Annotated in this window: 21 protein-coding genes; 18 read left to right on the top strand and 3 right to left on the bottom strand. The window is 71.0% G+C overall.

The genetic code is table 11. The annotated features are described in order from the left end of the window. Positions 1-362: 362 nt before the first annotated feature. From ACZ6S0_RS49790 to ACZ6S0_RS49755, 8 genes are all read left to right on the top strand, one after another. Positions 363-1817, top strand: coding sequence for a sugar transferase (locus ACZ6S0_RS49790; RefSeq protein WP_465927616.1), 1455 nt, complete (start codon positions 363-365; stop codon positions 1815-1817). A gap of 3 nt (positions 1818-1820) precedes the next feature. Beyond that, on the top strand, positions 1821-2888 hold the full coding sequence (locus ACZ6S0_RS49785; protein ID WP_465927614.1) for a glucose-1-phosphate thymidylyltransferase: 1068 nt from the start codon (positions 1821-1823) through the stop codon (positions 2886-2888). Next, entirely contained in the window at positions 2885-3811 is a 927-nt protein-coding gene (rfbB, locus tag ACZ6S0_RS49780) for a dTDP-glucose 4,6-dehydratase (RefSeq protein ID WP_465927612.1), read from the top strand. The genes ACZ6S0_RS49785 and rfbB overlap by 4 nt, the downstream gene beginning before the upstream one ends. Positions 3812-3836: 25 nt before the next feature. Then, on the top strand, positions 3837-4688 hold the full coding sequence (rfbD, locus tag ACZ6S0_RS49775; RefSeq protein WP_465927610.1) for a dTDP-4-dehydrorhamnose reductase: 852 nt from the start codon (positions 3837-3839) through the stop codon (positions 4686-4688). A 104-nt stretch (positions 4689-4792) separates the two neighbouring features. Next, the gene (locus ACZ6S0_RS49770; RefSeq protein WP_465927620.1) at positions 4793-5728 is read left to right on the top strand and encodes an endonuclease/exonuclease/phosphatase family protein; all 936 of its coding nucleotides are present in this window, start codon (positions 4793-4795) and stop codon (positions 5726-5728) included. Between the two features lie 52 nt (positions 5729-5780). Beyond that, positions 5781-6560 carry a WecB/TagA/CpsF family glycosyltransferase gene (locus tag ACZ6S0_RS49765; RefSeq protein ID WP_465927608.1) on the top strand — a complete coding sequence of 260 codons (780 nt, stop codon included), beginning with the start codon at positions 5781-5783 and terminating at the stop codon, positions 6558-6560. Next, a complete protein-coding gene (locus ACZ6S0_RS49760) occupies positions 6557-7672 on the top strand; it encodes a hypothetical protein (RefSeq protein ID WP_465927606.1) in 1116 nt (371 codons plus the stop codon). The genes ACZ6S0_RS49765 and ACZ6S0_RS49760 overlap by 4 nt, the downstream gene beginning before the upstream one ends. A gap of 70 nt (positions 7673-7742) precedes the next feature. After that, a complete protein-coding gene (locus tag ACZ6S0_RS49755) occupies positions 7743-11558 on the top strand; it encodes a LamG-like jellyroll fold domain-containing protein (RefSeq protein WP_465927604.1) in 3816 nt (1271 codons plus the stop codon). On the opposite strand, the gene ACZ6S0_RS49750 is transcribed toward ACZ6S0_RS49755, so the two are convergent. Next, positions 11555-12373, bottom strand: a complete 819-nt coding sequence (locus ACZ6S0_RS49750) for a glycosyltransferase family 2 protein (RefSeq protein ID WP_465927601.1) — start codon at positions 12371-12373, stop codon at positions 11555-11557. The two genes, ACZ6S0_RS49755 and ACZ6S0_RS49750, sit on opposite strands and share 4 nt — an antisense overlap. Before the next feature lie 5 nt (positions 12374-12378). Continuing rightward, entirely contained in the window at positions 12379-12936 is a 558-nt protein-coding gene (gene rfbC, locus ACZ6S0_RS49745) for a dTDP-4-dehydrorhamnose 3,5-epimerase (RefSeq protein WP_465927599.1), read from the bottom strand. Positions 12937-13029: 93 nt separating this feature from the next. Between rfbC and ACZ6S0_RS49740 the strand changes: the two genes are divergently transcribed. The 10 genes from ACZ6S0_RS49740 to ACZ6S0_RS49695 all read left to right on the top strand — a co-directional run bounded on the left by ACZ6S0_RS49740 (position 13030) and on the right by ACZ6S0_RS49695 (position 23106). Further along, the gene (locus ACZ6S0_RS49740) at positions 13030-14238 is read left to right on the top strand and encodes a class I SAM-dependent methyltransferase (protein WP_465927597.1); all 1209 of its coding nucleotides are present in this window, start codon (positions 13030-13032) and stop codon (positions 14236-14238) included. Beyond that, a complete protein-coding gene (locus ACZ6S0_RS49735; RefSeq protein WP_465927595.1) occupies positions 14235-15014 on the top strand; it encodes a glycosyltransferase family protein in 780 nt (259 codons plus the stop codon). The genes ACZ6S0_RS49740 and ACZ6S0_RS49735 overlap by 4 nt, the downstream gene beginning before the upstream one ends. Then, entirely contained in the window at positions 15011-15658 is a 648-nt protein-coding gene (locus ACZ6S0_RS49730; protein WP_465927593.1) for a PIG-L deacetylase family protein, read from the top strand. Before ACZ6S0_RS49735 ends, ACZ6S0_RS49730 begins: the two co-directional genes overlap by 4 nt. Beyond that, a complete protein-coding gene (locus tag ACZ6S0_RS49725; RefSeq protein ID WP_465927591.1) occupies positions 15658-16674 on the top strand; it encodes an NAD-dependent epimerase/dehydratase family protein in 1017 nt (338 codons plus the stop codon). Before ACZ6S0_RS49730 ends, ACZ6S0_RS49725 begins: the two co-directional genes overlap by 1 nt. Further along, the gene (locus ACZ6S0_RS49720; RefSeq protein WP_465927588.1) at positions 16671-17936 is read left to right on the top strand and encodes a DUF4910 domain-containing protein; all 1266 of its coding nucleotides are present in this window, start codon (positions 16671-16673) and stop codon (positions 17934-17936) included. The genes ACZ6S0_RS49725 and ACZ6S0_RS49720 overlap by 4 nt, the downstream gene beginning before the upstream one ends. Next, the gene (locus ACZ6S0_RS49715; protein ID WP_465927586.1) at positions 17933-18925 is read left to right on the top strand and encodes a hypothetical protein; all 993 of its coding nucleotides are present in this window, start codon (positions 17933-17935) and stop codon (positions 18923-18925) included. Before ACZ6S0_RS49720 ends, ACZ6S0_RS49715 begins: the two co-directional genes overlap by 4 nt. 11 nt (positions 18926-18936) lie before the next feature. Next, positions 18937-20412: an oligosaccharide flippase family protein gene (locus ACZ6S0_RS49710; protein WP_465927584.1), complete on the top strand. Its 1476-nt coding sequence runs from the start codon at positions 18937-18939 to the stop codon at positions 20410-20412. A gap of 16 nt (positions 20413-20428) precedes the next feature. Continuing rightward, a complete protein-coding gene (locus ACZ6S0_RS49705; RefSeq protein ID WP_465927582.1) occupies positions 20429-21307 on the top strand; it encodes a glycosyltransferase family 2 protein in 879 nt (292 codons plus the stop codon). 7 nt (positions 21308-21314) lie between these two features. After that, on the top strand, positions 21315-22136 hold the full coding sequence (locus ACZ6S0_RS49700) for a hypothetical protein (protein ID WP_465927580.1): 822 nt from the start codon (positions 21315-21317) through the stop codon (positions 22134-22136). A 124-nt stretch (positions 22137-22260) separates the two neighbouring features. Further along, positions 22261-23106 carry a hypothetical protein gene (locus tag ACZ6S0_RS49695; protein WP_465927578.1) on the top strand — a complete coding sequence of 282 codons (846 nt, stop codon included), beginning with the start codon at positions 22261-22263 and terminating at the stop codon, positions 23104-23106. Here ACZ6S0_RS49695 and ACZ6S0_RS49690 read toward each other — a convergent pair. Beyond that, positions 23099-24202, bottom strand: coding sequence for an acyltransferase family protein (locus ACZ6S0_RS49690; RefSeq protein ID WP_465927576.1), 1104 nt, complete (start codon positions 24200-24202; stop codon positions 23099-23101). The genes ACZ6S0_RS49695 and ACZ6S0_RS49690 overlap by 8 nt on opposite strands. Between the last annotated feature and the right edge of the window lie 6 nt (positions 24203-24208).

Raw genomic sequence — 24208 nt, 5'->3', positions numbered from 1 at the left:
GCGACAGCCGGGCCAGCGTGCTGACTACAGCACGCATTCAACCCACAGCCGAACCGTTTAACGGACCACACCAAGATCACGAAAGATCGAGGCTAGCCCCGTCACATAACAGCAACCAGCGGAAATGTCCGAGCAAATCTCCAGTTCCGCTGATCCGTTGCTGCCACTTTTGGATCGTTCCGTCAAGCCCTATGACGCCTAACTATCGTCCGATTGTGGACAATTGGCGATATTCCCCGGGATGGAATGGATCTTTACTCTTTAGTGGGGGCCGCCGCCCTTGTTGTGCGTGGGACTTGTCAACCCATGTGGTTCAAGGAACGTCAAGTTATCGCAGAGCACAGAGTTGTCAGGGTGGTGCTATGAGGGTGGGGACTGGGGAGTCCACTGTCGTGCTCCTCGGGGCCGTGCCACGCCGTGCGTCCAGTATCTGGACACGGGCGTACTTACGGCTCCTGTTATCCGGGGACACGTTATGCGCGCTGCTCGCATGCGTCTGCGTGCTGGGCATCCGGCTGATCGCCGGGGTGTACATACCGCTGGCGGAGTTCCTGCTGGGGTTCGGCCTGGTCGTCGCCTGGCCGGTCGCGCTCATGATGGGCGGGGCGTACCGGCAGCGGGCCAACGGTGAGGGGACAGAGGAGTTCAGGGCCGTCTTCAACGGCGGCGTCGGCCTGATGGCCACGGTCGCGATCATGGCGTACGCCACGCAGACCGCGATCGCGCGGAGCTTCGTGATGGCGATGCTGCCGCTCGCGTTGCTGATCACGATCTACTACCGCTACCGCATGCGCAAGCGCCTCCACCGAAGGAGAGCGGTGGGCGAGTACATGCGCCAGGTGATAGCGGTCGGGCACCGGGAGTCGATTCTCGACCTGGTGGTGCAGTTCAGGCGTCAGCCCTACCACGGAATGCGGGTGGTGGGGGCCTGCCTTCCCGACGATTCGATCGACGTCGATCTCGACGGGATTCCGGTGCTGGGGTCGTTCGGCGACGTGGCGAGCGTGGTCGAGCGGTCGCAGGCCGACGCGGTGGCCGTGCTGGCCTGCCCGGAGCTGGACGGGGCGGCGCTGCGCCGGCTGGCCTGGAGCCTGGAGACCGCGCGTACCGACCTGTTCGTGGCGCCGGCGCTGCTCGACGTGGCGGGGCCGCGCATCAGCATCAGGCCGGTCGCGGGCATGCCGCTGCTGCACGTGGAGCATCCCGAGTTCGACGGCGTGCGGCAGTTCGTGAAGACCGTGTTCGACCGGCTGGGCGCCGGGCTCGCGCTGCTGGTGCTGGCGCTGCCGCTGCTGGCGATCGCGCTGGTGATCCGTACGACGAGCGACGGCCCCGCGCTGTTCTTCCAGACGAGGGTCGGCAGGGACGGCAAGACCTTCCGTCTGGTGAAATTTCGTACGATGGTGGCCGATGCCGAACGGCTCAAAGGGACACTCCTCGACGCGAACGAGTTCGACGGCGTGCTCTTCAAGATTAGGAACGATCCAAGGATCACTCGGGTAGGCGCTTTCCTGCGGAAATACTCCCTCGACGAGCTGCCCCAGCTCCTCAATGTCCTGCGCGGGGAGATGTCCCTCGTCGGCCCGCGCCCGCCGCTGCCGCAGGAGGTGGCCGAGTACGGCACGGACGTCCGCCGCCGCCTCGTGGTCAAGCCGGGCATGACCGGACTGTGGCAGGTCAGCGGGCGCTCGGACCTGACGTGGGAGGAGTCCGTACGCCTCGACCTGCGCTACGTCGAGAACTGGTCGCTCATCCTCGACCTGCAGATCCTGTGGAAGACCTGGTCCGTCGTCACCCGTGGAGAAGGGGCGTACTAGAAGGTGAAGGCACTCGTGCTCGCGGGGGGTTCGGGCACCCGGTTACGGCCCATCACGCACACGTCCGCCAAGCAACTGGTCCCGGTCGCGAACAAACCGGTCCTGTTCTACGGCCTGGAGGCGATCGCGGAGGCGGGCATCACGGAGCTGGGCCTGGTGGTCGGGGACACGCAGGCGGAGATCGAGGCCGCCGTCGGGGACGGCTCGGCGTTCGGGCTGCAGGTGACGTACCTGCGGCAGGAGGCCCCGCTCGGGCTGGCCCACGGCGTGCTGATCGCCCGCGACTACCTGGGTGACGACGACTTCGTCATGTATCTGGGCGACAACTTCGTCGTGGGCGGCATCAACGGGCTGGTGGACCGGTTCCAGCGGGAGCGGCCGGCCGCCCAGATCATGCTGACGAAGGTCGGCGACCCCCGGCAGTTCGGGGTCGCCGAGCTGGACTCCGAGGGACGCGTGATCGGCCTGGAGGAGAAGCCCGCGCGGCCCAAGAGCGATCTGGCGCTGGTCGGCGTCTACCTGTTCAGCCCGGCCGTGCACGCGGCGGTGGCGGAGCTGAAGCCGTCGTGGCGGGGCGAGCTGGAGATCACCGACGCGATCCAGTGGCTGATCGAGGCCGGGCTGCGCGTGGAGTCCTCGGTGATCTCCGGTTACTGGAAGGACACCGGCAACGTCACCGACATGCTGGAGGTCAACCGGCTGGTGCTGGAGTCGGTCGAGCCCAGGATCGACGGGCTGGTGGACGGCGCCAGCGAGCTGATCGGCCGGGTCGCGGTCGAGCCGGGTGCCGTGGTCGAGCGCTCCAGGATCGTCGGCCCGGCCGTCATCGGCGCGGACGCCCGGATCCAGGACAGCTACGTCGGCCCGTACACCTCCATCGGGGCCTCCTGCGCCGTCACGGGCAGCGAGATCGAGTACTCGATCGTGCTGCCCAGGGCCTCCATCGCCGGGGTCGGCCGGATCGAGTCGTCGCTGATCGGGCACGACGTCGAGGTCACCCCGGCGCCCAACACCCCCAGAGCCCACCGTCTCGTACTGGGCGATCACAGCAAGGTGCAGATCAGTTCATGACCAGAATCCTGGTGACAGGCGGGGCGGGATTCATCGGCTCCCACTTCGTCCGGAGCCTTCACGACGCCTACGTCACGGTCCTCGACAAGCTGACGTACGCGGGCAACCGGGCCAACCTCGACGGGGTCCGGCACGAGTTCGTGCACGGGGACATCTGCGACGCGGGGTTGCTGGCGAGCGTCGTCCCCGGGCACGACCTGGTGGTGAACTTCGCCGCCGAGACGCACGTGGACCGTTCGATCGAGGGCGCCGCCGAGTTCATGCGCACCAACGCGCTCGGCACCCAGACGCTGCTCCAGGCGTGCCTGGACGCGGGCGTGCCGAAGGTGGTGCAGGTCTCGACCGACGAGGTGTACGGCTCGATCGACATCGGCTCGTGGGACGAGAACGCGCCGGTGCGCCCACGCTCGCCGTACGCGGCCTCGAAGGCGAGCGGTGACCTGATCGCCCGCGCGTACGCGGTCACGTACGGGCTGAACGTCTCGATCACCCGCTGCGGCAACAACTACGGCCCCCGGCAGTACCCCGAGAAGATCATCCCGTTGTTCGTCACGAACCTGCTGCTCGGCAGGAAGGTCCCGCTGTACGGGGACGGCGGCAACGTACGGGACTGGATCCACGTCGACGACCACTGCGCGGGCATCCGCCTGGTCGCCGAGCGGGGCGAGCCCGGCGAGGTCTACCACGTCGCGGGCACCGCCGAGCTGACGAACAAGCAGCTCACCAACCTCCTCCTGGAAGCCTGCGGCCGGGACTGGGACCTGGTGGAGCACGTCGCCGACCGCAAGGGCCACGACCGCAGGTACTCGCTGGACGACGCCAAGCTGCGGGCCCTCGGCTACCGGCCGGAGATCCCGTTCGAGCAGGGGCTGAAGGACACGGTCCGCTGGTACGCCGAGCACCGGGACTGGTGGCGGGGATGACCGTTCTGTCGTGCCGGGAGGCGGAGTGAGGTGGCTGATCACGGGGGCCGGCGGCATGCTGGCCGCCGACGTCCTCGACCGGGCCGCGCTGACCGGCGAGCCGGTGCTCGCCCTCGGCCGGGGCGAACTGGACGTGTGCGACAGGCGGGCGGTACGCGACTTCGTCTCCGCGTACCGGCCCAGGGCCGTGGTCAACTGCGCCGCCTGGACGGCGGTGGACGACGCCGAGACGCGCGAGGCCGAGGCGCTGGCCGTCAACGGGGACGCCGTGCGCTGGCTGGCCGAGGCGTGCGACCTGGTCGGGGCCCGGCTGCTGCACGTGTCCACCGACTACGTCTTCGACGGGACCGCGCCCGTGTCCTACCCCGAGGACGCGCCGGTCGCGCCGGTGAACGCGTACGGCCGTACCAAGCTGGCCGGGGAGTCGGCGGCGCTGGAGCACGGGCACTACGTGGTGCGCAGCGCCTGGCTGTACGGCGCGCGGGGGCGGAACTTCGTGAAGACGATGATCAGGCTGGCGGCCGAGCGCGAGACCGTCGACGTGGTCGACGACCAGCGCGGTCAGCCGACGTGGGCGGCCGACCTGGCCGACTACCTGGTGCGGCTGGCGCAGTCCGACCTGCCGCCGGGCGTCTACCACGGCACCAGCGCCGGTGAGACGACGTGGTGCGGGCTGGCCAAGGAGATCTTCACGCTGCTGGGCCTCGATCCTGGCCGGGTACGCCCCGTGACCTCCGCGGACTTTCCCCGCCCGGCCCGTCGGCCGGCCAACAGCGTGCTCGCGCACACCCGGGGACAGCCGATCCGCCATTGGCGGCAGGCCCTGCACGCGGCCTGGCCGGTGCTGACACGTGAGCCCCAGTGCAGCGTCGTCTAGAGCAACGTCGTCCGGAGCAGCGTTCTGAGGTTCGACCGGGTGGGGTGCCCGCGGGCGAGGGAACGGAGGGGCGGGGCCGGAGGAGGAGAGGAGCGGCTGCCGTGATGTCGTGGCTCGCGGTCGTGGCGCTGGCCGGCTGGGTGGGGCTGCGGCTGCTCGGCTGGGAGCCCGCGTTCTTCTGGTCCCAGCTCGTCTCGTTCACCCCCTACGCGGCAGCCCTCTCCCTGGTGCCGCTGCCCGTCGCGGTCCTCACGCGCGACCGTCCCCTCCAGGTGGCCGCGCTGGTGGTGGCCGGGGCGTTCGCGACGGTGGTCCTGCCGCGGGCGCTGCCGGAGCGCAACCCGCCCGCCGCGGGCCCGGTGGTCCGGGTGCTGGCCGTCAACCTGCTGCACTCCTCCGTGCCTCCGTCGGCGCTGATGGACGTGGTGGAACGGGTCCGGCCGGATGCGCTGCACCTGCTGGAGTTCACCGACCGGATGCGGGAGCGGGTGGAGGGGCTCGGGCTGGGGCGGCTGCTGCCGTACGAGGTCGTGCTGCCGGGCAAGAACTCCGAGGGCGCGGCGATCTACTCGCGGTACCCGCTGCGGCCGTCGGAGACGCCGATCGAGGCCCCCGTGTTCAGGGGCAGCCCCCGCCACCTCCCGGCGGTGATCACCCTGCCGGGCGGGCGGGAGGCCGAGTTCGTGGCCGTTCACGCGTGCGCGCCCTCGGAGGGCTGGCGTACGGCGTGCTGGGCGTCGAGCATCCGGGCCCTGCCGCCCGCCGAGGAGCGCCCGCGCGTCCTGGCCGGTGACTTCAACTCCACCCTCGACCACGTGGTGCTGCGCGAACTGATCGCCACCGGCTACCGCGACGCGGCGGACGTCACCGGCAAGGGGCTGTCCATGACCTGGCCCTACTACGAGCAGCCGAGATTGTTCCCGAAGGCGGCGATCGACCACGTGCTGGCCGATCGCCGGATCGCGATCCGCGGTTTCGAGACGGTGCCGCTGCCCCGTACGGACCACCGCGCGACGCTCACCGAGCTGGTTTTTCCGTGATGTCACGTTTCCGGAGTTGTGGGCGATATGCCATGGACACCCAGGGGGACGAATGACGAGGTTACCCGAGCAGTCCAGCAGGAAGACGGTGTTCGGCACCGTGCTGGACGCCCTCACCATGAGCCAGGTGGTCGCGCGGTGCGTGGCGGCGGTAGCCGAGCACCAGCGGCTGACCATCGGCGTGGTGAACGCCGCCAAGGTCGTCAACATGCGTACGGACCTCGCGTTGCGCCAGTCGGTCCTCGACAGCGATCTCGTGCTGGCCGACGGGCAGTCGGTGGTCTGGGCCGCGCGGATGCTCGGTCACCGGGTTCCCGAGCGGGTGGCGGGGATCGACCTGTTCACGGAGCTGATGGCGGAGGGCGGCAGGCGCGGGTACCGGGCGTACTTCCTCGGCGCGACCGAGGAGGTGCTGGCCCGCCTGCTGGCGGAGGTACGGCTGCGCTATCCCGGGCTGGCCGTCGCCGGCTCGCGTGACGGCTACTTCACCGCGGAGGAGTCGGCCGAGGTCGCCGCGGAGATCGCCGCCTCCGGGGCCGACCTGTTGTTCCTGGGCATCACCTCGCCGAAGAAGGAGATCTTCATCCGCGAGTGGGGCGAGAGCACCCGGGCGCGGATCGTCCACGGCGTGGGCGGCTCGTTCGACGTGCTCGCCGGGCGTACCCGCAGGGCGCCGCTGCGCTGGCAGCGGCTGGGCCTGGAATGGCTCTACCGCGCGTTGCAGGAGCCGCTGCGGCTCGGTCCCCGGTACGCCCGGACCAACGGCAGATTCCTGCTCCTGGTGGTCAGGGAGTGGGCCGGTGTCAGACGCAAGATCGAGGAGACGACGTGACGGATCACCGGATCGCTCTGCTGGGCCCCGGACACCAGGACTTCGTGACGAGGATGCTGGACCTCGCCGTACGCGGGCTGCCGCCCGGCTACGCCGACGGCGGGTTCGTGTTCACCCGCCGCGCCCGCAGGGACGCCGGCGGCGAGTGGACCGCGGTGCCGGAAGGACGCAGCATCCGCTACTCGGCGATCGTCGCGCTCGGCGTGGCGACGCTGGACGAGTCGCGGCAGCGGGCGGCGCTGGCCGGTGACGGCCTCCTCGACCTGGTGGGCCACCTGGTCAAACGGCTGCCGGAGGTGACAGGGCCCGGCGACGCCGCGCTGATCTGCTGGGCGGCGGCGCAGGCCGGGCACGCGGACGTCGACCTCGCTCTCAGCCGCCTGGCGGAGCTGGACACGGGTCCCCAGATCCACACGGTCGAGGCGGCGTGGGCGCTGGCCGCGCTGGTCGCGTCCGGGGTGACGGACGGCAGGACCGAGCGTGCCAGGGAGCGGCTGCTCGGCGGGCTGGCGGGCAACCGGCTCTACCCGCACGCGCTCGGGCAGGGGCCGCTGGTGCCGCGCTATCGCGCCCACGTGGGCTGCTTCGCCGACCAGGTCTACCCGCTGCAGGCGCTGGCCAGGCTGCACGCCGCGGTCGGCGACGAGGAGGCGTTGCGCGCGGCCGAGCGGGTGGCCACGGGGATCTGCCAGGCGCAGGGCCCGTACGGGGAGTGGTGGTGGCACTACGACGCCCGCAGCGGTGCGGTGGTCGAGGGCTATCCGGTCTACAGCGTCCACCAGCTCTCGATGGCGCCGATGGCGCTGCTCGACCTGGCCGAGGCGGGCGGCGCCGCGCACGTGGCGGAGATCGCCAAGGGGCTCGACTGGATGATCGAGCGGCCCGCGTTCGTGCGCGACGACCTGGCTCTGACGTGGCGCAAGGAGGCCAGGGCCGATCCCCGCAAGATCGTCCGCGGTCTGCGGGCAGCGGCGACAGGGGTGCACCAGGGGATGCGGCTCGGCGTGCTGGACCGGATCTATCCGCCGGTCGCCGTGGACCGGGAGTGCCGGCCGTACGAGCTGGGCTGGTTGCTGTACGCGTGGCTGGCCAGATGCGGACAGCCCTCGTGACTTCCGGCTGAATCGGTGCGATAGATCGAGTTCAGGGCTCGGGGGAGTATCGGCTCTTGAGGGGGTTCCCGTGTTGAGACGGCTTCGCCGTGCGCTCTTATCCGTTCTGCTGCTCACCACCGGCCTGGCCGTCGTCGCGCCGTCCGCCGCGCAGGCGCTACCGGGCAGCTTCCAGAGACAGGTCGTCTTCAGCGGGCTGACCAACCCGTCCAACATCGAGTTCGCCTCGGACGGCCGGGTGTTCATCGCGGAGAAGAGCGGGCTGATCAAGGTCTTCGACTCCATGACCGACACCACGCCGACGGTCTACGCGGACCTGCGCACGCAGGTCCACAACTTCTGGGACCGAGGGCTGCTCGGCCTGGCCCTGCACCCCGGCTTCCCCGCCGACCCGCGCGTCTACGTCCTGTACGCCTACGACGCCGTCCCCGGCGGCACCGCGCCGCGCTGGGGCACGCCGGGCGCGACCGCCGACCCCTGCCCGACACCGCCCGGCGCGACCGGCGACGGCTGCCTCGTCACCGGGCGCCTGTCGGTGCTGTCGCCCTCGGGCGGCGGCCAGATCACCGAGACCCCGCTGATCACCGACTGGTGCCAGCAGCATCCCAGCCACTCCGTCGGAGACCTCAAGTTCGGCCCCGACGGCATGCTCTACGCCACCGGCGGCGACGGCGCCAGCTTCAACTTCGCCGACTACGGCCAGGACAACCTGACCAGCTCCGACATCACCCCCGACAACCCGTGCGGCGACCCGCCCTCGCCGGTCGGCACCGCGCTGACCCCGCCGGCCGCCCAGGGCGGCGCGCTGCGCTCGCAGGACCTGCGCACCTCCGGCGACCCGGCGGCGCTCAACGGCACCACCATCAGGATCCACCCGGACACCGGCGCCGCCGCCCCCGGCAACCCGAACGCCGGCAGCAGCGACCCCAACGTGGCCAGGATCATCGCCTACGGGCAGCGCAACCCCTTCCGCTTCGCCATCCGGCCGGGCACCAGCGAGGTGTGGGCCGGCGAGGTCGGCTGGAACACCTGGGAGGAGATCAACCGGGTCGCCGACCCCACCGGCTCCGTGGCCAACTTCGGCTGGCCCTGCTACGAGGGCTCCGGGCGGCAGGGCGGCTACGACAACCTCAACCTGACCCTCTGCGAGAACCTGTACGCGGCCGGGCCCGCCGCGCACACGCAGCCGTACTTCGCCTGGAACCACGGCTCCAGGCCCGCGCCGAACGACCCCTGCCCGTCGGGCGGCTCCTCCTCCAGCGGCGTGGCCTTCTACACCGGCGGCTCCTACCCCGACTCCTACGACGGCGCGATGTTCTTCTCGGACTACAGCCGGTCGTGCGTCTGGGTCATGACCAAGGGCGCGAACGGCCTGCCCGACCCGGCGACCGTCACCACGTTCGACTCGGGCATCCCCGCCGTCGAGGTGCAGACCGGCCCCGGCGGCGACCTCTTCGCCGTCGACTACGCGGGCGGCCGGATCGTCCGCTACCTCTACGACAACAACCCGCCGAGCGCGGTCATCGGCGCGAGCGCCACGTCCGGCGTCGCGCCACTCGCGGTCGACTTCACCGCCGCGGGCTCCTCGGACGCCGACTCCGACCCGCTGACCTTCCGGTGGGACCTGGACGGCGACGGCGACTTCGACGACTCCACCTCCGCCACCCCGTCCTTCACCTACACCCAGCCGGGCTCGTACGTGGTGAAGCTGCGCGCCGACGACGGGCGCGGCGGCCAGGGAGACGCCACCGTCACGATCAACGTGGGCAACACGGCCCCGACCGCGGCCATCGTCTCCCCGGCGGTCTCCCTGACCTGGGCGGTCGGGGACACGGTCACGTTCTCCGGCACCGGCACGGACGCCCAGGACGGAACGATCCCCGGCTCACGGATGTCGTGGCGGCTGATTCTGCACCACTGCCCCGGCACCTGCCACGAGCACGAGATCACCACGTTCACCGGCGCGAGCGGCTCCTTCGCGCCTCCCGACCACGAGTACCCCGCGCACCTGGAGCTGCGGCTGACCGTGACGGACGCGCACGGCCTGACCGACACCGAGAGCGTGATCCTCCAGCCCAAGACGGTGGACCTGACCTTCCAGACCGTGCCGGCCGGGCTGCGGCTCGGCTTCAACGGCGAGCAGACCATCGCGCCCTTCACGCGTACGGTGATCGTGGGCTCGCACAACTCGGTCTCGGCGCCGTCGCCGCAGAGCGCCGACGGGTTCAGCCACACGCTGACCTCCTGGTCCGACGGCGGCGCGGCCAGCCACAACGTCACCGCGCCCGCCACCGCGACCACCTACACCGCCACCTACGAGCGCTCGCAGGCGCCGGACGGGCTGGTGGCCGCGTACGCGATGGACGAGGGCGGCGGCACGGCCGTCGGCGACGCCTCGGGCCACGGCAACGCCGGCACGGCGGCGAACACCGCGTGGACGGTGACCGGCAAGTACGGCCAGGCGTTGTCGTTCAACGGGACGTCGAGCTGGGTGACGGTGGCGGACTCGAGTTCGCTGCGGTTGACGGACGGGATGACGGTGGAGGCGTGGGTGCGTCCGTCGAGTGTGACGGGGTGGCGGACGGTGGTGATGAAGGAGTTCGGGGCCGATCTGGCGTACGCGATCATGGGAAGCGGGAGCAGCGGTCCTGGCGCGTTCATCCACACCACCTCGGGGGCCAACGCGCCCGCTCCCGCCAATCTGCCGCTGAACACCTGGAGTCATGTGGCGGCCACGTACGACGGGTCGACGTTGCGGATGTTCGTGGACGGCACACAGGTGGCCACCAACCCCACGACCGGTGCTCTGCGGACCGGCAGCAGCCCGTTGCGGATCGGCGGCAACAGCGGCTCGGGCGAGCACTTCAACGGCCTCATCGACGAGGTACGGATCTACAACAAGGCGCTCACCCCCGCCCAGATCGCCACCGACATGAACACGCCCGTCGGTCAGCAGGGGCCGCCCGACACCCAGCCGCCCACCGCGCCCGGCTCGCTCGTGGCGACCGGCGGCCAGGGCAGCGCCCAGCTCACCTGGACGGCCGCCACCGACGACGTGGGCGTGACCGGGTACACCGTCCACCGCTCCGCCACCGCCGGGTTCCCCCCTTCTGGGGCCAACCAGGTGGGCTCGACCGCGGGCACGGCGTTCACCGACTCGGGCGTCGAGCCGGGCACCTACCACTACCGCGTCGTGGCCTTCGACGGGTCCAGCAACACCGGCCCGCCGTCCGGCGAGGCGTCGGCCGTGGTGACCCAGGCGCCTGCGGTCACGGGGCTGGTGGCCGCGTACGGCATGGACGCGGGCACGGGCGCCGCCGTCGCCGACGCCTCGGGGAACGGCAACGACGGCACGGCCGCCGCGACGACCTGGGCGAGCGGGAAGTTCGGCCAGGCGTTGTCGTTCAACGGGACGTCGAGCTGGGTGACGGTGGCGGACTCGGGTTCGTTGCGGTTGACGGACGGGATGACGGTGATGGCGTGGGTGCGTCCGTCGAGTGTGACGGGGTGGCGGACGGTGGTGATGAAGGAGTTCGGGGCTGATCTGGCGTACGCGATCATGGGGAGCGGGAGCAGCGGTCCTGGGGCGTTCATCCACACGTCGTCGGGGGCCAACGCGCCCGCTCCCGCGAATCTGCCGCTGGACGCCTGGAGTCATGTGGCGGCCACGTACGACGGGTCGACGTTGCGGATGTTCGTGAACGGAGCCCAGGTGGCGACGAATCCGACGGGTGGTGATCTGCGTACGGGGACGAGTCCGCTGCGGATCGGCGGCAACAGCGGCTCGGGCGAGCACTTCAGCGGCCTCATCGACGAGGTACGGATCTACAACAAGGCGCTCACCCCCGCCCAGATCACCACCGACATGAACACCCCTGTCGGTTAGCCCCGGCTGCTCTCGTCACGCAGCCAGGTGGTGTAGTCGCCCGCGCGGATCGCGCGGGCGGCTCTCCGCCTGGCCAGCACCGCGACCGCGGCGAAGACGACCGCCGCGCCCACCAGGCGCGGCTCCCTGGCCACGATGGCCAGCAGGTCGCGCGCCCCCGTGCGCTCCCCGGCCGTGGCCGTGCCCTGCTCCAGCTCGCTCACGCTGGTCATCGCGCGTACGCGGCGGCGCAGCAGGTCGGCGAACGTCCGCGGGGTCTGGATCACGGCCCGCGCCTCGGTCACGACCGCGCGCTCCCCGGCCGAGAACGCGAGCGAGGCGGCCAGGTCGTCGGCCATCGCCGGGGGCAGGGCACGGATGCGCGCGTTGCCCGCGTCGTTCACCGCGATGACGCCGCGGCCGAACAGCCCGGCGCGCACGTGGGGGAGCCGCGTCCAGATCGCGTAGTAGGCGCGGATCGGCCATGGGCGGCCGGCCAGCGCCAGCTCCCGCTCGGGCGCGGCGGCCAGCGGCCCGCCGGGCGCGGCCAGCACGGCCGTGAGCGCGCGGGCGGAGTCGGTGCTCAGCTCGATGTCGGCGTCCACGTACAGGCGGGGGTACCCGCGGGCCGCCGCGTCGCCCATGCGTAACGCCTCGCGCTTGGAGGGGACGGGCGTGGTCAGGACGCGCACGGCGTACGTGCCGGCCACCCCGGCGGTGTCGTCGGTGCAGCCGTTGGCCACGACCACGACGTCGAACTCGCCCGGCGCCGCCTCGCGGAGCAGCCCGTCGAGCAGGCGGCCGATCACCTTGGCCTCGTTGTGGGCCGGAATCACGACGCTCACCACGTCGGCAACAGCCCCGCGTCGAGCGCCTGCTGGAGTGTGGGCGCGGCGGCGTCCTTGGCCGACAGGACGGGCTCGCCGTCGAGCGGCCAGTCGATGCCGAGGTCGGGGTCGAGCGGGTGCACGCCGTGCTCGCGCGCTGGGTCGTACGCGGTGGAGCAGAGGTAGACCACCGTGGCCGACTCGCTCAGCGCCAGGAAGCCGTGGCCCAGCCCTTCGGCGAGGTAGAGCCCGCAGCGCGCCGAGTCGTCCAGCCGCACCGCCTCCCACCGGCCGAAGGTGGGCGAGCCGACGCGCAGGTCCACGGCGACGTCGAGCACCGCCCCCGAGACGCACATGACGTATTTGGCCTGGCCAGGAGGCACGTCGGCGAAGTGCAGGCCGCGCAGCACGCCGCGCAGGGAGATCGAGCAGTTGACCTGGGCCAGCTCCATCGAGTGTCCGAGCGCCTCCCGCAGGTCGGCCGCGCGGAAGCCTTCCAGGAAATCGCCCCGCGGATCGCTGTGGATGCGGGGGGTGTAGAGCAGTGCTCCATCGATGCTCAGGCGTTTCATGAAGATACTTGTAACACTCATTGGTGCTCGCCCGAAGTATGGCTGGGAGTGGCCAAAGGGGGAAATCTTGTTATTTTCGGGTGGGGTTCATTGTTGACGACATCGTGCCGGCTGTGCGGCTCGGGCGACCTGGTCAGCGTGGTGGATCTCGGGGCGACACCGCCCTGTGAGCGCTTCCTCACCGCCGGACAGCTCGACGAGCCCGAGACCACCTATCCGCTCCACCTGCGGGTGTGCACCGGTTGCTGGCTGGCCCAGATACCACCGCTGATCACACCGGAAGAGACATTCACCGAGTACGCCTACTACGCGTCATATTCCGCTTCCTGGGTGGATCACGCACGGCAATTCGTCGACCGCGCTGTGGAACGGTTCAAACCGTCGTTCGTGGTCGAGGTGGCCAGCAACGACGGCTACCTGCTGCGGCACGTGGTCGAGCGCGGCGTCAGGTGCCTGGGCATCGAGCCGTCGGCCAACGTCGGGCAGGCCGCCAAGGACAAGGGCGTGCCCACGCTGACCGCGTTCCTGACGCCGGAGACGGGCGCTGCGGTGCGGGCCGGGAACGGTCCCGCCGACCTCGTCGTGGCCAACAACGTCTACGCGCACATCCCCGACGTGATCGGCTTCACCGAGGGGCTGCGCGCCCTGGTGGCGGACGACGGATGGGTGTCGATCGAGGTGCAGCACCTGCTGACCCTCGTGGAGCTCAACCAGTACGACACGATCTACCACGAGCACTTCCAGTACTACACGGTCGCGTCGGCGCAGCGGGCCCTGGCCGCCGGCGGGCTGACGCTGGTCGACGTCGAGCTGCTGGCCACCCACGGCGGGTCCATCCGCCTGTGGGCGCGGCCGTCGGGGAGCCCGTCCGAGCGGGTGCACGACGTGCTCGCCAGGGAGAAGGCCGCCGGGCTGCACGACCTGTCCGGGTACGCCGGCTTCGCCGACCGGGTGGCCCGGGTCCGCCGCGACCTGCTCCGCTTCCTGGTCGCCGCCGCCGACGAGGGAAAGACCGTCGTCGGCTACGGGGCGCCGGGCAAGGGCAACACGCTGCTCAACCACTGCGGCGTCCGCCAGGACCTGCTGGCGTACACGGTCGACCGCAACCCCTACAAGCACGGCAGGTTCACCCCCGGCACCCGGATCCCCGTCGTCGAGCCGGAGCGCATCGCCCGCGACCGTCCCGACTACGTGCTCGTCCTGCCGTGGAACCTGCGCGAGGAACTCACCGCCCAGCTCTCCTACGTGCACGAATGGGGCGGCCGCCTGGTCTTCCCCATCCCTCACCTGGAGGTCGTGTGAAGGTCGTCCTGTTCTGCGGGGGCTTCGGGACGCGCATGCGCACCGGCGTGCCGGGCGAGGTGCCCAAGCCGATGGCCCTGGTCGGCCCCCGGCCGCTGCTCTGGCACGTGATGCGCTACTACGCGCACTTCGGGCACAACGAGTTCATCCTGTGCCTGGGCTACGGCGCGCACCACATCAAGGACTTCTTCCTCGGCTACCAGGAGGCCACGTCCAACGACTTCGTGTTACGCGGCGGCAGGGTCGAGCTGTTGTCGAGTGACATCTCCGACTGGTCCATCTCGTTCGTGCAGACCGGGATCAACTCCCCGATCGGCGAACGGCTGCGGCGGGTGCGCCCGTACCTGGGCGGCGACGAGATGTTCCTCGCGAACTACGCGGACGTGCTCACCGACGCCCCCCTGCCCGACATCATCGGCCGCTTCGCCGACTCGGGCGCGGCGGCCTCGATGATGGTCGTGCCGCCGTCGCAGACCTTCCACTGCGTGGACCTCGACGAGAACGGCCTGGTCGGCGGCATCTCGCCGGTCAGCGAGATGCCCATGTGGGTCAACGGCGGCTACTTCGTGCTGACCCAGGAGGTCTTCGAGCACATCCCGGAGAACGGGGACCTGGTCGCCGACGGCTGCGTCGAACTCGCCAAGCGGGGCCGCCTGCTGGCCTACCCGCACCGCGGCTACTGGCGGCCGACCGACACCGTCAACCAGCGCATGGAGCTGGACGAGGCGTACTCGCGCGGCGAGCGCCCATGGGCGCTGTGGGAACGGTCCCAATGATCGGACTGCGCCCTGAACGGCTCACCGGCCTCGTGGCGCTCGGCGCCCACTGCGACGACCTGGCCATCGGGGCGGGCGGCAGCCTGCTCACGGTCTGCGCCGCCCGCCCCGGCCTGCGCGTGGACGCGCTGGTGCTCTCCGGCGGCGGCACCGAGCGCGAGGACGAGGAGCGCGCCGCGCTCGCCGACTTCTGCCCGGGGGCGGACCTGCGGGTCACCGTGCTCAAGCTGCCCGACGGCCACCTGCCCGCCCGGTGGGAGGAGGCCAAGACGGCGGTGGAGGAGCTGCGCTCGCGTACCGAGCCCGGCCTGATCTTCGCGCCCTGGCGGGGCGACGCCCACCAGGACCACCGCGGGCTGGCGAAGCTCGTGCCCACGGCCTTCCGCGACCACCTGACGCTCGGCTACGAGATCGTCAAATGGGACGGCGACCTCGCCGCCCCCACCGTGTTCCAGCCGCTCACGCCCGAGGTGGCGGAGCTGAAGGCGGACCTGCTGCAACGCCACTACGCCTCCCAGCGACACCGCGCCTGGTACGACCGCGAGGCGTTCCTGGGCCTGGCCCGCATCCGCGGGATCGAGTGCCATGCGCGCTACGCAGAGGCGTTCCACGTTTCCAAGCTGACCCTCGATCTGGAGAACTGATGCGCGTACTGCTCACCGGCCACCAGGGCTACCTGGGCAGCGTGATGGCCCCCATGCTGACCGAGGCCGGGCACCGGGTGGTCGGCCTGGACTCCGGCCTGTTCGCCGACTGCGTGCTCGGCCCCGCGCCCGAGCCGATCGAGACGCACGCCGTGGACCTGCGCGACGCGGGCCCTGAGCACGTGGCCGGGTTCGACGCGGTGGTCCACCTGGCCGCGCTGTCCAACGACCCGCTCGGCGCGCTCGCTCCCGACCTGACCTACGACATCAACCACCACGCCTCCGTCCGGCTGGCCAGGCTGGCCAAGGAGGCGGGCGTGCGCCGCTTCCTGTACGCCTCCACCTGCTCGGTCTACGGCGCGTCCGGCGGCGAGGACCTGCTGGACGAGGACGCGCCGCTGCGCCCGGTGACCCCGTACGCCGAGTCGAAGGTGCGGGTCGAGGACGACCTGGCCGCGCTGGCCGACGACCACTTCACGCCGGTGTTCCTGCGCAACGCCACGGCCTTCGGGTTCTCGCCCCGGCTGCGCGCCGACATCGTGCTGAACAACCTGGTGGGGCACGCGTACCTGAGCGGCGAGGTGCGGGTGTTGTCCGACGGCACCCCGTGGCGCCCGCTGGTGCACGCCAGGGACATCGCGGAGGCGTTCGCGGCGGCGCTGGACGCACCCAGGGAGGCCGTGCACGCGACGGCCTTCAACGTGGGCACCGAGGTCAACAACGTGACCGTGGCCGAGATCGCGGCCGAGGTCGTCGCCGCGGTGCCCGGCTCGACGCTGGCCATCACCGGTGAGACGGGAGCCGATCCGCGCTCGTACCGCGTCGACTTCTCCCGTATCAGGGCCGCGCTCGGCTACGAGGCCCGCTGGACGGTCAAGGCGGGCGCGGTCGAACTCATCGACGCCTACCGCGACCACGGCCTGACCGCCCAGGACTTCGGCCGCCGCTTCACCAGGCTGGCCCGCCTCGCCGACCGGCGCGCGGACGGCACCGTCGACGACACCCTCCGGCCATGACCGGGCCCGAGATGCACGACCTGGTACGCCGGCTCTACCCGCTGTGCCGCAGCATCACCGGCCCCGGGCTGCGCCGCACCCTGGAGATCATCGGCGAGTCGATCCCGCTGGAGATCACCGAGGTGCCGACCGGGACCAAGGTCCTCAACTGGACGATCCCCCGCGAATGGACCATCCGCGACGCCTACATCAAGGACGCCACGGGCGCCAAGGTCGTCGACTTCCAGGACTCCAACCTGCACGTGGTCGGCTACAGCGCGCCCGTCGAGGCGACCATGTCGCTGGGGGAGCTGCGCGGGCACCTGCACACCCTGCCCGGCCAGCCGGACCTGGTGCCGTACCGGACCAGCTACTACGCCGAGACCTGGGGCTTCTGCCTGAGCCAGCGGACCCTGGACGGGCTCGCGGACGGGCCGTACGAGGTCAGGATCGACTCCACGCTGGCCGACGGGCACCTGACCTACGGGGAGCACGTCGTGCGCGGGGCCAGCAGCCAGGAGGTGCTGATCTCCTGCCACGTGTGCCACCCGTCGCTGGCCAACGACAACCTGGCCGGGGTGGCGGTGGCCGTCGCGCTGGCCCGGCGGCTGACCGACCCCTGGTACACCTACCGGTTCGTGTTCGCGCCCGGCACGATCGGGGCGATCGCCTGGCTCGCGCGCAACCGGGCGCACGTCGACCGCGTCGCCCACGGCGTGACCCTGGCCTGTGCGGGCGACTCGGGCGCGATCACGTACAAGCGGAGCAGGCGCGGCGACGCCGAGGTCGACCGGGTCTTCGCGCACGTGCTGAAGGACCGGCCGCACACCCTGCTCGACTTCTCCCCCTACGGCTACGACGAGCGGCAGTACTGCTCGCCCGGGTTCAACCTCGCCGTCGGGTCGCTGACCAGGACGCCCTACGGCGGCTACCCGGAGTACCACACCTCGGCCGACGACCCGGACTTCGTCCGGCCGGAGGCGATGGAGGACACGCTGGAGACCCTGTGGACGGCCGTACGGGTCCTGGAGGCCAACCGCCGCTACGAGAACCTCAGCCCGTACGGCGAACCCCAGCTCGGCGCCAGGGGCCTGTACGGGTCCCTCGGCGGCCGCAGTGACACGAAACAGGCACAGATGGCGATGTTGTGGGTGCTGAGCTACTCCGACGGGAGCCACAGCCTCCTCGACATCGCGGAACGGTCGAACCTGCCGTTCCACGCACTGGCGGAGGCGGCGGCCGCCCTTCGGGGGGCGGGTCTGGTGAAGGAGTTGACGGGTTGAGCCTGGCGCTGAAAGTCGGCGACGTGGTCGAGGTCCTCAGCGCTGAGGAGATCCTCGCCACCCTGGACGAGAAGGGCGAGCTGGACAGTCTGCCCTTCATGCCGGAGATGCTGTCCTACTGCGGGCGACGGCTGACCGTGGACAAGGTGGCGCACAAGCTCTGCGACACCATCGGCAAGTCCGGGATGCGGCGGATGGACGACGCCGTCCACCTGGCGGGCGCGCGCTGCGACGGCTCGGCCCACGGCGGCTGCCAGACGGCCTGCCTGCTCTACTGGAAGACCTCCTGGCTCAAGCCGGTCACCGGCCCACCCGCCGCCGGCCCGGCCGGCCCTGGTGCGAGCAGTGGCGAGCGCCCACTGCTGCCCCTCCTGGAGGACAACACCCGCAGGGAGCCGGGGCCCGACGGCACGCCGCGCTACCGCTGCCAGGCGACCGAGCTGCTGCGCGCGGCCCCGGAGCGGCTGCCCTTTCGCGACCTCGGCCAGTACGTCACCGACGTCCGGTCGGGCAACGCCGGCATCGCCTCGACCCTGCGCACGCTCTTCTTCGGCGTGTTCAACCGCTACCAGCGGCTCTCCAGGAAGTTCCCCCGCCGACTGCGCATCAAGGGGGGCCTGGCCTGGGGGTTCGTCCGTCCGGGCCCGCACGCGGGCCCCGCGCCGAAGGCCGCGACCGGTCTGCGGCCCGGCGACCTGGTCAGGATCAGGTCCAAGGACGAGATCGTCGCCACGCTGACCACCAAGGGCTTCAACCGTGGCCTGGGCTTCGAGGAGAGCATGGCGCGTTCGTGCGGGCGCGTCGCCCGCGTGAGCGCCCGCGTCGAGCAGTGCATCGACGAGAAGACCGGCGAGCTGCTGCGGATGAAGAACCCCTGCATCGTGCTCGACGGCATCATCTGCGACGGCGTCTACAAGTCCAACTGCCCCCGCGCGTTCCTCCCGTTCTGGCGGGAGATCTGGCTGGAGCGGATCGACGAGCCGAGCTAGGGAAGACGGGTATGGCAGAGCAAACGGGCCCGGATATCAGCGACATCGGGCGCAAGGCGGGCCGAGGGGCGATGTGGAGCCTGCTCGGCACGCTGGTCACGCGCGCGGGCTCGTTCATCCTCGGCCTGGTGCTGGCCAGGCTGCTCGCGCCGGCCGACTTCGGCATCTACGCGGTCGCGCTCGCGGCCACCCAGTTCGTCATGGTCGTCAAGGACGTCGGCGTCATGTCGGCCGTCGTGCAGTGGCGGGGACGGCTGAAGGACATCGCCCCCACGGCCACGACGCTGACGATGTGCTCCGCCCTGGCCTTGTACGCGCTCTTCTGGGTCGGGGCGCCGTACTTCTCGCGGCTGGCGGGCAGCGAGGAGGCCACGCCCGTGGTGCGCATCCTCACCGCGGTCATCCTGGTCGAGGCGATCACGGCGGTGCGCAGCGCGGCCCTGCTGCGCTGGTTCCGCACGGGCAAGAACGCCAAGGCCGTGCTGGCGGGGTTCCTGGTCAACGCGCCGGTGGCCATCGTGCTGGCGGTCAACGGGGCGGGGGCGTACAGCTTCGCGTGGGGGCAGGTCGCCGGGGCCGTGGTCACGGGCGTGTTCATGATGCTCTACGCGAAGCTGCCGTACCGGCTGGGGTTCGACCGGCGGATCGCGGGCAGGCTGCTGCGCTTCGGCGTCCCCTCGGCGGCCGGGATCGCGCTGGAGATCTCCCTGCTCAACGTGGGCTACATCATCGTCGGCAACATCATGGGCAAGGACTGGCTGGGCTTCTACCTGATGGCCTTCAACGTGTCGAGCTGGGTGCCCGGCATGATCGGCAGCGCCATCCGCATGGTGTCGATCGCCGGGTTCTCCCGGCTGGCCGAACGTGACGAGGAGTCGCTGTCGCTCGGCGTGCAGCGAACCGTGCCGCTGCTCATCACGACGGTGCTGCCGCTGGGCGCCTTCATGGCCGTGCTGGCGCACCCGCTGATCATCTTCATCTACGGCGAGGAGTGGGAGCTGGCGGCCGGTGTGCTGCGCTTCCTGGCGGTCGTGATGGTGGTGCGCATGCTCACCTCCTTCGCCCTCGACATACTCAACGGGCAGGGCGCCACCCGCTCCACGGTCTGGATGAACCTCGGGCACGCGGCGGCGATGATCCCGGCGCTCATCGTCGGCACGCAGCTCGACGGCATCCGCGGTGCCGCGATCGGGCAGGCGGTGGCCGCGGTGCTGGTCGCGCTCCCGCTCGCCATGCTCGCCGTGCACCGCGCGGGCGTACGCCTGGCGCCCGTGCTGCCCGCTCTCGTCCGCCCGATGCTGGGGGCCCTGCTGTGCGGCGGCGTCATGCTCGGCCTCACGGCGCTGACCGAGGGCCTGCCGTTCGTCCAGCTCGCCGTGGCGGGCGGCGGCGGCCTGCTGGCGTACGCGCTGGTCGTGGTGACCCGCGACCAGTTCCACACCGTGAGCGATCGCCTGGTGCGGCTGCTTCCCGCCCGCGCGCGATGACCCCCGAGGAGAAGCGATGCTGGTGTCCATCGGAATCCCGGTCCGCAACGGCGCGGACCGCCTGGAGAGCGCCGTACGGTCGGCGCTCGCCCAGGACCACGCCGACATCGAGGTGGTGATCTCCGACAACGCCTCGACCGACGGCACGGAGGAGCTGTGCCGCGAGCTGGTGCGCCAGGACGGCCGGATCGCCTACTACCGGCAGCCGCACGACCTGCACGTGGTGGGCAACTTCGTGGAGGTGCTGCGGCGGGCACGCGGGGAGTTCTTCCGCTGGATGGGCGACGACGACCTGCTCGAACCGAGCTACGTGTCCAGGACGCTGGAGCCGTTCCTGGCCGACGAGCGGCTCATCCTGGTCACCTCCGACGTCACCTACACGGGCGCGGACGGCGCCGTGCACCGGCCGCACTACCGCGGCACCCGGATGCTCTCCGACGACCCCATCGACCGCCTGGACGAGCTGTGGGACGTGGTCACCACCCAGCACCACGGACTCGACCCCCTCTACGGCCTCATGCGGCGCGACCGGGTGGCCGCCGTGCCCCGGCCGCTGATGATCCGCGAGGACGAGGTCTACGCCACCATGCTCGCGCTGACCGCGCCCTGGGGGCACGTGCCGGAGCCGCTGGCGCACCGCAACCTGCGTGAGCGGCGGCTTTCCGGGATCGCCGCGGCGCTCGGCGTACCGGCCTGGACCGCGCACTTCGCGACCACGTTGCAGTTCAGGGCGATGTACCGGGCCCTGCGCATCCTGGAGCTCTCCGCGCAGCAGCGAAGCCGGGCGCGTGCCGTGCTGCTGCGTACGTACTGGCGTCGGCAGCGGCAGACGCTCGGGCACCGCGGCCGCAAACTCGCCGGGATGGCCGTCAGGTCCGTCTCCTCGAAAGGGTGATCTTCTCGTGTTGATTCGCATCGTGCGGTTGCTCATGCATCCGGGCCGGATCCTGCTGGCGCTCATGCGGCGGCTGCCGTTCGGCTCGTACGAGCTGCGCTGCGCCCTCGACCTCTACCCGAGGCCCCACTACGCGTACGGCGTGCAGCAGGCGGCCGAATTGGCCAGGCGGCTCGGCGTCGGCCGGATCAGCGTGGTCGAGTTCGGCGTCGCGGGCGGCGCGGGCATGGTGGAGCTCAACCGCATGGCGGCGCTGGCGACGGCCGCCTCCGGCGTGAAGATCGACGTCTACGGCTTCGACACGGGCGCCGGGCTGCCCAAGCCCACCGACCACCGGGACCTGCCCTACATCTGGCGCGAGGGCGACTTCGTCATGGACGTCGACGCGCTCAAGGCCCGCCTGGCGGGGGCGACGCTGGTCCTGGGTGACATCAGCGACACCGTGGGGCAGTTCCTCGACGGCGAGCGGCCGGCGCCGATCGGGTTCGTCTCCATCGACGTGGACTTCTACTCCTCGACCGCGGCGGCGCTGCGGCTGTTCGCGGGCGACCACAAGTATTTCCTGCCCCGCGTGTTCTGCTACCTCGACGACACCGTGGGCGACGACGACCAGGTCATCCACAACGACTACGTCGGCGAGCTGAGCGCGATCAGGGAGTTCAACGAGGCCAACGAGCTGATGAAGCTGGCCCCGATCAACGGCCTGCGGCACAAGCGCGCCGTCGCCGCCCCCTGGAACGACAACATCCAGGCGCTGCACCGCTTCGACCACCCCGACTACTCCACGTACGTCGGCCGGCCCGACACCCAGACGCAACTGCCGCTTTGAACACCCCCTGTAACGAAGCGACGGGCGCGGGCGAGAGAAGGGAAAAGCACAACGCGAGGGGGAAAATCTCGCTATGTCCGTTCTATTATCGAATAGCCGAATTGACGATGAGGTTCGGCGGAAAATGCTCTTCCAGGGGGACGTCTTCCTCTACTCGGCGACACCCGCCTCGACCGAGCTGATCGCGTTCGCCCGCGAGCTGGTCGAGGAGGCGTTCGAGGGCCGCGACCCCGAGACCGCCCAGCACGAGATGCCGGTCGAGGAGTTCGCCGCGCTGCTCGCGGCCCTCAAACCACGCTTCATCCACCACCCCACCAGCAAGAAGATCATCGCCACCCTGCTGGACGAGATGGGCATGGCGCTGGACGGGACCTATTTCGACGTGCCCAGGCTGCGCACCTCGACCTCGGGCCACTACCTCGACTCCGGCATCTCCTACGCCTACCACGCCCACCGCGACTGCTGGTACGCCGCCCCGTTCTGCCAGGTCAACTGGTGGATCCCGGTCTACGAGGTGGTCCCGGAGAACGTCTTCGCGCTGCACCCGCACTACTTCGACCGACCCGTACGCAACAGCAGCGGACGCTACGACTACGCGGAATGGGTCGCGGTCAGCCGTCCCACCGCCGCCCAGCACGTCCACAGCGACACCCGGGACCAGCCGAAACCCGAGGAGGAGCTGGACCTCGGCAGCGAGCTGCGCCTGGTGCCCGAGCCGGGCGGCATGATGCTCTTCTCCGGGGCGCACCTGCACTCCACCGTCACCAACACCTCCGGCAGGACCCGCTTCAGCATCGACTTCCGCACCGTGCACATCGACGACGTGCGCTCCCGCGCGGCGGCCCCGAACGTGGACGCCACCTGCCGCGGCACCACCCTGCGCGACTTCTACCGGGCCGACGACCTGACGCGCATCCCGGAGGAGTTGGCGGCCGCGTACGAGGCGGAGGCGCTGGCCAAGCTCACCTGACCCGCGCGCGTACGGCCTCGCGCAGGCCCTTCCAGCTCCTGTGCCGCTGGAACGGCAGCTCGAAGACCGACGCGAACACCCACGCCGCCCCCACGCTCGCCGGCACGCCCACGGCGAGCGTGAGGAGGAACGCTGGCATGCCCGCCGGCACGTGCGGCGCGACGAGCAGGCGGTTCACCATGACGACGATCGGCGAGTGGATCAGGTAGAGGCTGTAGGAGAAGGACCCCAGCCGCCGGACCGGCGCCGTGTCGAGCAGCCGCACGAGCGGCGCCGGTCTGCCCGTCGCCACCGCCACCAGCAGCAGCCCGGCGGCCGGGCCCACCGCCAGGTCCACCCAGAAGAAGTTCCCGACCACCCACACCGGCCCGGCCAGCACGACGAGCAGCAGCGCCGGCAGCGCGGCGGCCAGCGCGAACCAGTGCCAGGGCAGCCGGGCGGCCCGCTCCCGCGCGTTCACGACGCCCGCGCAGACCGCGCCCAGGGCGAACAGCGCCGCGAACTGCGGGGTCAGCCGCATCAGCAGGTCCACGGCCGGTACGGCCGGCGCCAGCGCCCCCACCGCCACCACGAGCGCGGTCACCGCGCCGAGCATCACCGCCGCGCCCATCCTGTGCAGCACCAGCAACATCAGCGGGAACACCAGGTAGAGCTGCGCCTCGACGGCGATCGACCACAGGGCGCCGTTGGGGCTGGGGGAGCCGAAGACGTCCTGCAGCAGCAGCCCGTAGATGACGACCGACTTCCCTGTGGGCGCCTGCTGCCCCGGCTGCGGGATGACCGCCCACGCGATCACCAGGCTGAACGCCAGCGCCGCCCAGTACGGCGGCAGGATGCGCCAGGCCCGCCGCTGGAAGAACGTACGCCCGCTGCCCAGCCGCCACCCGGACCGCGCGGGCGAGACCGCCAGCGAGAAGCCGGACAGCACGATGAACACCACCACCGCGAAATGGCCGTACAGCAGCCACCCCGTCCACGCGGGCGCGGCGTTGACCGGGAACCCGGGGAAGGACAGGAGCCAGCAGTGGTGCAGGACGACGAACAGCGCGGCCAGGCCCCGGATGCCGTCGAGCCCGGCCAGCCTGCCCCGCGTCACCGCACG

It is taken from the genome of Nonomuraea sp. NPDC051298 (assembly GCF_055586305.1).
This window is presented reverse-complemented; position numbering and strand designations above follow the sequence as displayed.